We start from the raw sequence: 12,495 nt of genomic DNA, 5'->3' as shown, positions 1-12,495 counted from the left end.
CCGGGTCAGCCGAGCGGCCAGGGGCGGGCGGTGGCGCCCAGCCTGTTCCAGGCGTTGATGACGGTGATCGCCCAGATCAGCTCGGCCAGCTGCTTGTCGTCGAACTCGGCGGCGGCGCGGGCGTAGACGTCGTCGCCGACGTGCCCGTCCGCGAGCCGGGTGACGGCCTCGGTCAGCTCCAGGGCGGCGCGCTCGCGGGCGGTGAAGAACGGCGTCTCGCGCCACACCGGCAGCGCGTACAGCCGGTGCTCGCTCTCGCCGCCCTCGCGGGCGTCCTTGCTGTGGGTGTCGACGCAATAGGCGCAGCCGTTGAGCTGCGAGGCGCGGGCGCGGACCAGTTCCAGCAGCGGGGCTTCGAGGCTGACCTCGCGGGCGGCGGCGTCCAGCGCGTTCATGGCGCGGTTGACGTGCGGGACGAGCTTGTCGACGGCGAGGCGGACGGCGGGGACGACGGGGGCGCCCTCCGCGGGGGCGTGCGGGGTTTCCTGGGCTTGCGGCGTTTCCGGGGTTTCCTGAGTTTCCTGGGCAAGGGGCTGAGTGCTCATGGCCGTGAATCTACGGGCGCCGGTGGGCCGGGATAAGGTCCACTTCCATGGACGAATCCTGGCCCACTGCGCCGCCCGCCCGGCCGTCCGCGCCGGCCGCTGAACCGTGGGAGTCGGGGGTGGACCTGCACCTGGACCTGCGGCTCGACCTGCCGCCGGACGGCTCGTACGGGCGCCGCGCGGGCCTGGAGCGGGCGCTGCGCGACGCGGTACGGCAGGGGCGGCTCGCGCCCGGGGCCCGGCTGCCGTCGAGCCGGCGGCTGGCGGCGGAGACGGGGCTGTCGCGCGGCACGGTCAAGGCCGCGTACGACCAGCTCACCACCGAGGGCTACCTGGCCGCGCGGCAGGGCTCGGGCACGGTGGTCGCCGGCCGGCCGCAGAAGCCGCCGCCCGCGGCTCCCGGGGGCTCCGCCGTGCTCCCGCCCCCGCGGTACGACCTGCGGCCCGGCAGCCCGGACGTCACGGCCTTCCCGGCCGCCGCCTGGCTGCGCGCCGCCCGCCGGGCGCTGGCCGCCGCGCCGTCGGCCGGCTACGGCTACGGGGACCCGCGCGGGACGGCGGAGCTGCGCGGGGCGCTGGCGGAGTACCTGGGGCGGACCCGCGGGGTGGCGGCGGACCCGGAGCGGATCGTGGTGGTCTCGGGCTATGTGCAGGGCCTGGCGCTGCTCACCGGGGTGCTGGGCGGGCTGCGGGGCGGCGCGGCGGGCGGCGGTGCGGGCGGCGGGCCGGTGGTGGCGATGGAGGACCCCGGGCTGCCCTTCCACCGCGAGGTGGTGCGGCGGGCCGGCGGGCGGGTCGTGCCGCTGCCGGTCGACGCGTACGGCGCCGCCGCGGACCTGCCGCACGCAGGTACGGGCACGCCGGACGCGGTCGTGCTGACCCCCGCGCACCAGTACCCCACGGGCGTGACGCTGCACCCCTCCCGGCGGCACGAACTCACCGCGTGGGCGCGGGCGAGCGGCGGGCTCGTCGTCGAGGACGACTACGACGGGGAGTTCCGCTTCGACCGGCAGCCCGTCGGCGCGCTCCAGGGCACCGCGCCCGACCATGTCGCCTACCTCGGCACGGCGTCCAAGACGCTGGGCCCGGCGCTGCGGCTCGGCTGGATGGTGCTGCCGCCGCACCTGGTGGGGCCGGTCGCCGAGGCCAAGCTCTACAGCGACTACCAGACCGAGGCGGTGGGCCAGTTGACGCTCGCCGAGCTGATCGCCGGCCACGCGTACGACCGCCATGTGCGGGCCGCCCGGCTGCGCTACCGGCGCCGCCGCGACCTGCTCCTGGCCCGGATCGGCGCGGGGCGCCCGGGCGGTGTGCGGGTGCGGGGCGTGGCCGCGGGGCTCCAGGCGCTGCTGGAGCTGCCGCCGGACGGCCCGGACGAGGCGCAGGTGATGCGCAGGGCGGCGGCCCGGGGGCTCGCGGTGGGCGCGCTGGGCGAGCACTGGCACACCGCCGACGGGCCGGGCCCGGCTGCCGGGGACCGCCCGCAGGGCCTGGTCGTCGGCTACGGCACCCCCGGTGAGGGCGCCTACCCGGCGGCCCTGGCGGCGCTGGCCCGCGCGTTGAAGAGCTGACACCCCGGGTACGGACGGTGGCGCCGGCGGGCGTGGCCACCGGCGGGGCAACGGCGCGGCACATGGCCGCGGACGGGAAAACGTAAAGCCATATGCGCGGGGAGTGTTTCTCGGCGCATATGGCCACGGCGGGGCAATGGGCGGGTGGTGAGACCGTCGGAAGGGGTCAGAAGGGGGAGGAGAGTTCGGCCCAGACGGTCTTGCCCGGGCGGTCCGTGCGGCGGACGACGCCCCAGTCGAGACACAGGCGCTGGACTATGAACATGCCGTGGCCGCCGGGGCGGCCGGCGCGGTGCGGGGTGCGGGGGGCGGGGTCGCCGGTGCCGCCGTCGACGACTTCCAGGCGCAGCACCTTGGGGCTGCGGCGCAGCAGGAGCTCCTCGGGTCCGCCGGCGTGCAGGCAGGCGTTGGTGACCAGTTCGGACACCACGAGCAGGACGTCCTCGGCGGCGGCCTTGCGTTCGGCGTTCGCCGCGGGCAGCCAGCCCCAGTCGTGCAGCGCCTGCCGGGTGAAGTCCCGGGCGCGGGGCACGATGCCGCTCTCTTCGGTGAGCGGCAGGCGGCGCTCGGTGTCGGATTCCACGGTTTCCGTCCCCCCGTCGCGGGCAGGACCCTCCTGGTCCGGACCACGGTCGTCCGCGGCGTAGGGCCGGGTCGTGCTCATCTAGGCCTCACCTCACGGAAGTCCGACTGGGTCCGTCCTACTCCTGCCCGAAGGATCTCCCGGAACACGTCCGGGCATCCACGAAACCCCGGGTGCCGCACGGCACCCGCTGCTGTGCTCGCCCCCGTGGCCACCCCCCTACTCCTGGAGGGCCTGGTCGAGCGTCTCGTGCACGGTGAACACCACATCCGCGCCGGTGATCTCCAGCACCCGGGCGACGGTCGGCCGCATCGCGGCCAGATGCACCGTGCCGCCCTCGGACTCGACCCGCAGCCGGGCGCTCAGCAGGACGTTCAGGCCCGTGGAGTCGCAGAACTCCAACTGGGAGCAGTCGACCACGAGCCGGCGGGTGCCGGCGTCGATGGCCGCGCCCAGCGGCTCGCTGAGCACGTCGGCGGTGTGATGATCCAGCTCACCCGCCGGGGTGAAGACCGCCGTGCGACCATGCTGTGCGACCTCGACCCGCAGCCGGCCGAGACCGGCGGTGCCGACCGCTTCACGGTCCATGTACGCTCCTTCGCCCTTCGTGGTGACGCGGTTCCCGACCCTACGCGTTCCGCAGGTGGGACGGTAGTCGTCCGGGGAGGCGGGCCGGTGAGCGGCCCCCTTGCCGTCACGGTGCGCGTTCCGGCGCACGCGGGTGGTGACCGCCGGGACCGGGGCAAAACGCCCGGTCCGGGCGCCGAACTTGCGACGCGCCCGGCAACAGGCGTAGGGGTGGAGTTACGGCACGAGGCACAGCCGACCGCCGCAAGCAAGGAGGAGCACATGGCACCCCGGCTCGGCCTGGACCACGAGGACACCGCTTTCGAGCAGTTCGAAGCGCTGGACGGGCTCCCGGAGATCCCCCCGTACGACGAGATCGGACCGGTGGACGCCCGCGCTCTGTCCAAGACCCTCTTCGGCCGGCTGCACGGCCTGGAGGAGGGCACGGAGGAGCACGCGTACGTCCGCAACACGCTCGTCGAACTCAACCTTGCGCTGGTGAAGTTCGCCGCGTCCAGGTTCCGCACCCGCAGCGAGCCGATGGAGGACATCATCCAGGTCGGCACGATCGGCCTGATCAAGGCCATCGACCGGTTCGAGCTGAGCCGCGGCGTGGAGTTCCCCACCTTCGCGATGCCGACGATCGTCGGCGAGATCAAGCGCTTCTTCCGCGACACGTCGTGGTCGGTACGGGTCCCGCGGCGGCTCCAGGAGCTGCGGCTGGACCTCGCCAAGGCCGGCGACGAACTGGCGCAGCAGCTGGACCGCACGCCCACCGTGCGGGAACTCGCCGACCGGCTGGACCTGCCCGAGGAGGAGGTCATCGAGGGCATGGCGGCGAGCAACGCCTACACGGCCAGCTCGCTGGACGCCCAGCCCGCCGAGGACGACCCGGAGGGCGCGCTCGCCGACCGGATCGGCTACGAGGACCACGACCTGGAGGGCGTGGAGTACGTCGAGTCGCTCAAGCCGCTCATCGCCGGGCTGCCGCAGCGCGACCGGGCCATCCTGGCGCTGCGCTTCGTGGGCAATCTCACGCAGGCCGAGATCGGCGACGAGCTGGGCATCTCGCAGATGCACGTCTCGCGGCTGCTGACCCGCACGCTGTCCCGGCTGCGCCGGGGGCTGCTGGTCGAGGAGTAGGCCCGCCCGGACCTCCGCGGTACTCGGCGCGGTAGTCGGCCCGGCCGGTCACGCACTGCCGATGAGCAGTCCGCCGGTCGGGCCGCCGCGTTCGGCCGCCGGCAGGCCCGGCGCGTGCCGCAGCACACCGCCGCGCCACACCGCCGCCGCGAGCGGCACGCCGGGGCGGTAGGCGAGGTGGACGTGGCTGGGCGCGTCGAGCAGCAGCAGGTCCGCGCGGGCCCCGACCGCGATCCGGCCGATGTCGTCGCGGCGCAGGGCCCGCGCGCCGCCGTAGGTCGCCGCGTGCACGGCCTCGTCGGGGGTCATGCCCATCTCCCGCACGGCGAGCGCGACGCAGAACGGCATGGACGTGGTGAAGGACGAGCCCGGGTTGCAGTCGGTGGACAGCGCCACGGTGGCGCCGGCGTCCAGCAGGCGGCGGGCGTCGGGGTAGCGGGCGCGGGTGGAGAACTCCGCGCCGGGCAGCAGCGTCGCCACCGTGGTGCCCGCGGCGCTCGCGAGGGCGTCGACGTCGGCGTCGTCCAGGTGCGTGCAGTGGTCGGCGGAGGCCGCGCCGAGTTCCACGGCCAGTTGGACACCGGGGCCGTGGCCGAGCTGGTTGGCGTGCACGCGCGGGGTCAGGCCGCGGGCTGCGCCGGCGGTGAGGACCGCGCGGGCCTGGTCGCCGTCGAAGGCGCCGCGCTCGCAGAAGACGTCGACCCAGCGGGCGTGCGGGGCGCACGCGTCCAGCATGGCGCCGGTGACCAGGGCGACGTAGCCGGCCGGGTCGCCGGCGAACTCGGGCGGGACGACATGGGCGCCCAGGTACGTGACCTCGTCGGTGTGGCGGGCGGCGACCGCGAGGGCGCGGGCCTCGTCGTGGACGGTCAGGCCGTAGCCGGACTTGGTCTCCTGCGTGGTCGTGCCCTGCCGCAGCGCCTCGCCGAGGTGGCGGGCCAGCGTCGCGGCGAGCTCGGTGTCGCCGGCGGCGCGGGTCGCCTCGACGGTGGTGCGGATGCCGCCGGCGGTGTAGGGGCGGCCGGACATGCGGGCGGCGAACTCGGCACTGCGGTCGCCGGCGAAGAGCAGGTGGGAGTGGGAGTCGACGAAGCCGGGGAGCAGGGCCCGGCCGGCGGCGTCGAGCCGGTTGTCGGTGGGGGGTGCTTTGCTGGAGGGACCGATCCAGGCGATGCGGTCGCCGTCGATGACGACGGCTGCGGGGCCGGGGATCAGCCCGAGGGGGTCGCGTCCGGCGGCGCCCGTGGCGGCGGCGAGGGAGGGGTCGTTGGTGAGGAGGCTGCCGATGCCGGTGATGGCCGTGCTGACGGGGCTGACGGCGCTGGTGCCGCCGCCTTCGCCGGGGGGCGGGGTGCTCGGCGTGCCGCTGGTGGTCATCGTGGGTGCTTTCGCCGTGGGGGTGGTGGGGGTTCGGGGGCGCAGGGCCGCGGGCGGCGGTTCCGCCGAGGGCTCAGGGGGTGCTGGGGCCGGTGGTGCGGGCTCGGGCGGTGCGGGCTCCGGTGCCGGTGCCGGGGCCGGCGCCTGGGCCGGGTTCCGCCGCGCGGGGCGGGTCAGTGGCGGAGGGCGCCGATGGCGGTGGCCAGGGCGCCGGGGACGTCCTGGACGAGCTGGTGGCGGCCGTCCCGGACGATCTGCCGGCCCGCCACCACGGTGTGCACGACATCGGCCGCCGTCGCCGCGAATACGGCCGTCTCGCCGGCCAGCCGCGGGGGCGGGCCCGCGGTGCGGACGGAGTCCAGCGCGATCGTCGTGAAGTCGGCGAGCGCGCCCGGCTCCAGCCGGCCCGCGTCGGGCCAGCCCAGGCTCGCGTGGCCGTCGTCGGTCGCCGCGCGCAGCAGCTGCGCGGCCGTCCAGTGGCCGCGGGTCCTGGCGCGCAGCCGCTCGTCCATCTCCACCGCCCTGGCCTCCTCGAACAGGTCGATGACGGCGTGGCTGTCGCTGCCCAGGCTCATCGGGCAGCCGGCGCGGCGCAGTTGCGGCGCGGGCCCGATGCCGTCGGCGAGGTCCCGCTCGGTGGTGGGGCACATGCACACGGTGCTGCGTGCCGCGCCGAGCAGGGCGATGTCGCCCGCGGTGAGGTGGGTGGCGTGGACGGCGGTGGTGGTGGCGCGCCAGAAGCCGTTGTCGGCCAGCAGCCGGGTCGGGGTGCGGCTGTGCAGCATCATGCACGCGTCGTTCTCCGCGGTCTGCTCGGACAGGTGGATGTGCACGGGCACGTCCGCGGTGCGCTCGGCGAAGACCCGGTAGCCGTCACGGTCGGAGAAGGCGCGCACGGAGTGCACGGCGGCGCCGACCTTGGCATGGCCCTCGCCCTTGAGCCGGGACCAGCGGTCGTACCAGCGGTCGGCGGTGCCGTCGCCGAAGCGCAGCTGCACGCCCTCCAGCGGGCGGTAGCCGGTGCGGGTGAACCCGCCGTGCAGGTAGGCGGTGTCGAGCAGGGTGATCCGGATGCCCGCCTCCGCGGCGGCGGCGATCAGCGCCTCGCCCATGGCGTTGGGGTCGGCGTACGGAGTGCCGTCGGGCTGGTGGTGCAGGTAGTGGAACTCGCCGACGCAGGTGATGCCGGCCAGCGCCATCTCGGCGTAGACCGCGCGGGCCAGCGCGAAGTAGCTGTCGGGGTCCAGCGCGGCGGCGACGTCGTACATGACGTCGCGCCAGCTCCAGAAGGACGTCGGCGCCGACAGGCCCCTGCTGCCGCCGGGCTCCGCGCCGCCGGGGCGGGCGCCCGCGCCGATCTGGGCGGTGCCGCGCAGGGCGCGGTGGAAGGCGTGGCTGTGCGCGTTGGCCAGCCCCGGGAGGGTCAGGCCGCGCAGCACCTCCGCGCCGGCGGGCGGGCGCTCGACGCCGGTGCGGACCTCCGCGATCCGGTCGTCGACCACGGTCAGCAGGGTGCCCTGTTCGGCGTGTGTGCCGAGCCAGGCGTTCTCCAGCCAGTACGTCACCTGCACGCGAGACCTTCCCATACGTCGGCGAGCGCGGACACCCCGGCGGCGCAGTCGTCCTCGGCGGCGTGTTCCGCCGGGGAGTGCGAGACGCCGGTGGGGTTGCGTACGAACAGCATGGCGGTCGGGACGGCCGCGGAGAGGATTCCGGCGTCGTGTCCCGCCCCGGTCGGCAGAACGGGTGCCGGTTCACCCGGTCCGAGCAGGGCGGCGAGCCGGTCGCGCAGGTCGTGGGCGAACTCCACCACCGGGGTGAACGATTCGCGGGTGACGCTCACCCGGACCCCGTCGCGGGCGCCGCGTTCGGCGGCGGCCTGCTCGATCGCGGCGACGACCGCGGCGAGCGTCTCCTCGTCCGGGGCCCGCGAGTCCAGCCAGCCGCGGACCAGCGAGGCGATGGCGTTGACGCCGTTCGGCTCGACGGCGACCTTGCCGAACGTGGCGAGCGCGCCGGCCAGCCGGGCCTTCTTGCGGGCGGCCAGCACGGTGGTGGCGTAGGTGAGCATCGGGTCGCGGCGGTCTTCGAGCCGGGTGGTGCCGGCGTGGTTGGCCTCGCCGTGGAAGTCGAAGCGCCAGCGGCCGTGCGGCCAGATGGCCGAGGCGACGCCGACCGGCCGCCCGGCCAGGTCCAGGGCGCGGCCCTGCTCGATGTGCAGCTCGACGAAGGCGCCGATGCGGGCGAGGCGTTCGGGGTCGGGGCCGATGGCGTACGGGTCGTGGCCGGCCCGCTCCATGGCCGCGGCCAGGCTCACGCCGTCGGCGCCGGTGAGGGCGCGGGCGGCGTCCGGGTCGAGCTGACCGGCCGTCAGGCGGGAGCCGACGCAGGCCAGGCCAAAGCGGGCGCCCTCCTCGTCGGCGAAGTTGACGACGCCGAGCGGGCGGCGCGGCCGGGCGCCGCGTGCGCGCAGCAGGTCGAGGGCGGCGAAGGCGGAGACCACGCCGAGGGGGCCGTCGAAGGCGCCGCCGTCGGGTACGGAGTCCAGGTGCGAGCCGGTGACGACGGCGCCGCCGGCCGCAGGGTCGCCGAGCCAGGCCCACTGGTTGCCGTTGCGGTCGGTCTCGTACGCAAGGCCCCGGGCGTCGGCCTGGGCGCGGAACCAGGCGCGGCAGTCGGCGTCGGCGGGCGTCCAGGCGTAGCGGCGGTAGCCGCCGCTCGCGGCGCTGCGGCCGAGGACGGCGAGGTCCCGCCACATGGTCAGGAAGCCGTCGCCGGGTGCGGCGGGGGCGGCCGGGTCGCGGGTGCCGGCGGCGGAGGCGGCAGGGGTGGGGGCGGCAGGGGGAGCGGGGGCGTTCGCGTCCGCCGTCTGCGGCTCGCCGGACGTCATACGGCCGTCTCCCGCATCGGGACCCGCACCCCGCGCCGGTCGGCGACGTCGGCGGCCTCCTCGTACCCGGCGTCGACGTGCCGGATGACGCCCATGCCGGGGTCGTTGGTGAGCACCCGGCGGATCTTCTCGGCGGCCAGCGGCGTGCCGTCGGCGACGGTGACCTGGCCGGCGTGGATGCTGCGGCCGATGCCGACGCCGCCGCCGTGGTGGATGGACACCCAGGACGCGCCGGAGGCGACGTTGACCATCGCGTTGAGCAGCGGCCAGTCGGCGATCGCGTCGGAGCCGTCGCGCATGGCCTCGGTCTCGCGGTAGGGGGAGGCGACCGAGCCGCAGTCGAGGTGGTCGCGGCCGATGACGACCGGGGCCTTCAGCGTGCCGTCGGCGACCATCTCGTTGAAGCGCTCGCCGGCCTTGTCGCGTTCGCCGTAGCCGAGCCAGCAGATACGGGCGGGCAGGCCCTGGAAGTGGACGCGCTCGCCGGCCAGCCGGATCCAGCGGGCCAGCGACTCGTTCTCCGGGAAGAGGTCGAGGATGGCGCGGTCGGTGGCGTGGATGTCGGCGGGGTCGCCGGACAGCGCCGCCCAGCGGAAGGGGCCCTTGCCCTCGCAGAACAGCGGGCGGATGTAGGCGGGGACGAAGCCGGGGAAGTCGAAGGCCCGCGGGTAGCCGGCGAGCTTGGCCTCGCCGCGGATCGAGTTGCCGTAGTCGAAGACCTCGGCGCCGGCGTCCTGGAAGCCCACCATCGCCTCGACGTGCCGGGCCATCGACGTGCGGGCCCGCTCGGTGAACTCGGCGGGCTTGGCGGCGGCGTAGTCGGCCATGTCGGCGAAGTCGACGCCGAGCGGCAGGTACGCCAGCGGGTCGTGGGCGGACGTCTGGTCGGTGACGACGTCGATCGGCGCGCCCATCGCCAGCAGGTGCGGCAGCACCTCGGCGGCGTTGCCGAGCACGCCGACCGACAGCGGCCGGCGCGCGTCGCGGGCCTCGGTCGCCAGCCGCAGCGCGTGGTCGAGGTCGTCGGCGCGCACGTCGAGGTAGCGGTGCTCGATGCGCCGGTCGATGGCCCGGGGGTCGCAGTCGACGCACAGGGCCACGCCGCCGTTCATGGTGACGGCGAGCGGCTGGGCGCCGCCCATGCCGCCGAGGCCCGCGGTGAGGGTGATGGTGCCGGCGAGCGAGCCGCCGAAGCGCTTGGCGGCGACCGCGGCGAAGGTCTCGTAGGTGCCCTGGAGGATGCCCTGGGTGCCGATGTAGATCCAGGAGCCCGCGGTCATCTGCCCGTACATGGTCAGGCCCAGCGCCTCCAGGCGGCGGAACTCCTCCCAGGTGGCCCAGTCGCCGACCAGGTTGGAGTTGGCGATGAGCACCCGCGGCGCCCACTCGTGGGTCTGCATGACGCCGACCGGCCGGCCGGACTGCACGAGCATCGTCTCGTCCTGCTTCAGGCCGCGCAGGGTGCGCACCATCGCGTCGAACGACGGCCAGTCGCGGGCGGCCTTGCCGGTGCCGCCGTAGACGACGAGCTTGTCGGGGTGCTCGGCCACCTCGGGGTCGAGGTTGTTCTGCAGCATGCGCAGCGCGGCCTCCTGCTGCCAGCCCCGCGCGCTGATCTCTGTCCCGCGCGGTGCGCGTACCGGCCTCGGTCCCGTCATCGGTGCGGCCTCCTCGTCATGGCGTCAGATATTCACATCCTGGCTAGCTGAATAGCTCTAGTCAACAAGTCGGCGGGTACGGCCCGGCCGGCGGGCGCCCCGGGTGCCGGCGGGGGTTCGCGCTGGCGGCGGGCGGGGCGCGGATGGTGGGATGGCGCCCATGACCAACGAGGCGGCGGTACGGCGGGACGGGGCACTGCGCGCGGCGGTGGCGCGCGGGCTGGTCGGCGAGGAGCAGCCGGTGGCCGGGCTGCTGGACATCACGGGCATCCGGCAGTCGGCGACGGCCCTGCACGCCGCCTTCGCCACCCCCGGCGTCGCCGTCCTGCACACCTTCGCCGTCAAGGCCGCCTCCCTGGTGCCGGTCCTGGCGCTGCTCCGGGAGTACGGGCTCGGCGCCGAGGTCGCCAGCCCCGGCGAGCTCGCCATGGCCCGCGCCGCCGGCATCCCGCCCGAGCACACCGTGCTGGACTCCCCCGCCAAGACCCTCGCCGAACTGCGCGAGGCCCTGGCCCTCGGCATCGCCGTCAACGCCGACAACCCGCAGGAACTCGACCGGATCGACGCCCTGCTGGCCGCCGGCCCCTCCCGCTCGCCCCTCGGGCTGCGGGTCAACCCGCAGGTCGGCGGCGGCAGCATCGACGCCATGAGCACCGCGACCGCCACCTCGAAGTTCGGCGTCGCCCTGCGCGACCCCGGCGCCGAGGAGTGGGTGCTGCGGGCCTACGCGCAGCGGCCCTGGCTCACCCGGCTGCACACCCACACCGGTTCGCAGGGCGTGCCGCTGCCGCTCATGGCCGAGGGCGTCCGGGCCGCCTACGACCTCGCCGAGCGCATCAACGCCGCCGCCGGCCGCCGCCAGGTCACCACCCTGGACATCGGCGGCGGCCTGCCGGTCAACTTCGGCTCCGACGACACCACGCCCACCTTCGGCGCCTACGCCGACCTGCTGCGCGCCGAGGTCCCCGGCCTCTTCGACGGCCGCTACGGCATCGTCACCGAGTTCGGCCGCTCACTGCTCGCCAAGCACGGCACGGTCCTGGCCCGCGTCGAATACGCCAAGTCCGCGGGCGGCCTGCCCATCGCCGTGACGCACGCGGGCGCCCAGGTCGCCACCCGCACCGTCTTCGCCCCGGACGCCTGGCCGCTGCGGGTGCTCGCCCTCGACCCGGACGGCGGGCCGAAGAAGGGCGAGCCCGTCGTCCAGGACATCGCCGGCCCCTGCTGCTTCGCCGGCGACCTGGTCGCCCGCGGCCGGGCCCTGCCGCGCCTGGACGCCGGCGACCATGTCGCCCTGCTGGACACCGGCGCCTACTACTTCTCCACCCACTTCGCCTACAACGCCCTCCCCCGCCCCGCCGTCTGGGCCTACTCCACCGCCCCCGGCGCCGAACCCTCCTTCTCCCTGGTCCGCCCCGCCCAGTCCCTCACCGACCTGCTCACCGAGTCCGGCGCCGACCTCCCCGCCCTCCAGCCCTGACCGCCCCGTCACGCTCCCTCAGCGCCGGCGCCCGCCGCCGGGCACCGCGTCACCCGCGGCGATACCGGTGAGCTGGTACGCCGCCGGGTCGCCGTCCGGGCGCACCCACAGCAGCGCGTCCTGCCCCCGCTCGATCCGGCCGATCCGCAGCGCCCGGGCGAACAGCCCGGCACCCGCTCCGGCCAGCAGCATCCCGCCCGCGCACGGCAGCCCGGCCGACGAGCCGGCCGCCACCACGAACGCGAGCACCAGCCACCAGCGCCGCCGCCGCAACCAGGCCCGCGCGGTCACCTTGCGGTCCTGCAGGAACACCACCTTGGCCGCCCGGCTCGCCGCCCGGGCCCGCGCCGCCGCCCGCCCGCCACGTATCAGGAAGACGGCCACCGCGGCGACGACGAAGAGCGCGGCACCGGCCATCACGCCGATCCGCCGCCCGGTCGGGCTGAACGTCACCGCCGTCCCGGGCGCCGCGGCGACGACGCCCAGCCAGAACAGCCAGACCCCCGCCGTCCGTACCGTCACCGCCACACGCGCCAATGTGTAGGTCCCGCGCACCACGTCGCGCCGCCTCCTCCGCCGAATCGTTTGCCGGTTCGTCCACCGGTTCGCCCACCGTGGCCGGTCCACGGCGGCACCTGACAGGTGTCGGGAGGCTACTTCCAAATTCTCAGATTTTCGTTA

At 75.6% G+C, this 12,495-nt stretch carries 11 protein-coding genes; 3 read left to right on the top strand and 8 right to left on the bottom strand.

The window, feature by feature from the left end; genetic code table 11:
* Window positions 1–5: 5 nt before the first annotated feature.
* The gene (locus tag HCN08_RS23190) at window positions 6–545 is read right to left on the bottom strand and encodes a carboxymuconolactone decarboxylase family protein (RefSeq protein WP_167985132.1); all 540 of its coding nucleotides are present in this window, start codon (window positions 543–545) and stop codon (window positions 6–8) included.
* A gap of 47 nt (window positions 546–592) precedes the next feature.
* Between HCN08_RS23190 and pdxR the strand changes: the two genes are divergently transcribed.
* The gene (pdxR, locus tag HCN08_RS23185; protein WP_167985131.1) at window positions 593–2,116 is read left to right on the top strand and encodes a MocR-like pyridoxine biosynthesis transcription factor PdxR; all 1,524 of its coding nucleotides are present in this window, start codon (window positions 593–595) and stop codon (window positions 2,114–2,116) included.
* A 166-nt stretch (window positions 2,117–2,282) separates the two neighbouring features.
* Here pdxR and HCN08_RS23180 read toward each other — a convergent pair whose 3' ends face one another.
* Both HCN08_RS23180 and HCN08_RS23175 read right to left on the bottom strand, forming a co-directional pair.
* Complete coding sequence (locus tag HCN08_RS23180; protein WP_167985130.1) at window positions 2,283–2,780, bottom strand: ATP-binding protein; 498 nt, start codon at window positions 2,778–2,780, stop codon at window positions 2,283–2,285.
* 138 nt (window positions 2,781–2,918) lie between these two features.
* On the bottom strand, window positions 2,919–3,287 hold the full coding sequence (locus tag HCN08_RS23175; RefSeq protein ID WP_167985129.1) for an STAS domain-containing protein: 369 nt from the start codon (window positions 3,285–3,287) through the stop codon (window positions 2,919–2,921).
* A 261-nt stretch (window positions 3,288–3,548) separates the two neighbouring features.
* Between HCN08_RS23175 and HCN08_RS23170 the strand changes: the two genes are divergently transcribed.
* The gene (locus HCN08_RS23170; RefSeq protein ID WP_167985128.1) at window positions 3,549–4,409 is read left to right on the top strand and encodes an RNA polymerase sigma factor SigF; all 861 of its coding nucleotides are present in this window, start codon (window positions 3,549–3,551) and stop codon (window positions 4,407–4,409) included.
* A gap of 48 nt (window positions 4,410–4,457) precedes the next feature.
* Here the strand turns inward: HCN08_RS23170 and hutI are convergent, their stop codons facing one another.
* From hutI to hutU, 4 genes are all read right to left on the bottom strand, one after another.
* The gene (hutI, locus tag HCN08_RS23165; protein ID WP_167985127.1) at window positions 4,458–5,786 is read right to left on the bottom strand and encodes an imidazolonepropionase; all 1,329 of its coding nucleotides are present in this window, start codon (window positions 5,784–5,786) and stop codon (window positions 4,458–4,460) included.
* 173 nt (window positions 5,787–5,959) lie between these two features.
* The gene (locus HCN08_RS23160; RefSeq protein ID WP_167985126.1) at window positions 5,960–7,372 is read right to left on the bottom strand and encodes a formimidoylglutamate deiminase; all 1,413 of its coding nucleotides are present in this window, start codon (window positions 7,370–7,372) and stop codon (window positions 5,960–5,962) included.
* Window positions 7,348–8,544, bottom strand: coding sequence for an allantoate amidohydrolase (locus tag HCN08_RS23155; RefSeq protein WP_206319143.1), 1,197 nt, complete (start codon window positions 8,542–8,544; stop codon window positions 7,348–7,350). The genes HCN08_RS23160 and HCN08_RS23155 overlap by 25 nt, the downstream gene beginning before the upstream one ends.
* Window positions 8,545–8,672: 128 nt before the next feature.
* A complete protein-coding gene (gene hutU / locus HCN08_RS23150; protein ID WP_167985124.1) occupies window positions 8,673–10,334 on the bottom strand; it encodes a urocanate hydratase in 1,662 nt (553 codons plus the stop codon).
* 160 nt (window positions 10,335–10,494) lie between these two features.
* Here hutU and HCN08_RS23145 point away from each other — a divergent pair, with 160 nt between their 5' ends.
* Complete coding sequence (locus HCN08_RS23145) at window positions 10,495–11,814, top strand: type III PLP-dependent enzyme domain-containing protein (RefSeq protein WP_167985123.1); 1,320 nt, start codon at window positions 10,495–10,497, stop codon at window positions 11,812–11,814.
* Between the two features lie 18 nt (window positions 11,815–11,832).
* Here HCN08_RS23145 and HCN08_RS23140 read toward each other — a convergent pair whose 3' ends face one another.
* Window positions 11,833–12,372, bottom strand: coding sequence for a hypothetical protein (locus HCN08_RS23140; protein ID WP_167985122.1), 540 nt, complete (start codon window positions 12,370–12,372; stop codon window positions 11,833–11,835).
* Window positions 12,373–12,495 lie beyond the last annotated feature (123 nt).

The organism is Actinacidiphila epipremni (assembly GCF_012034175.1).
Lineage (GTDB): Bacteria > Actinomycetota > Actinomycetes > Streptomycetales > Streptomycetaceae > Actinacidiphila > Actinacidiphila epipremni.
The sequence above is the reverse complement of the archived record's forward strand: the minus strand, read 5'-3'. Positions and strand labels throughout refer to the sequence as shown.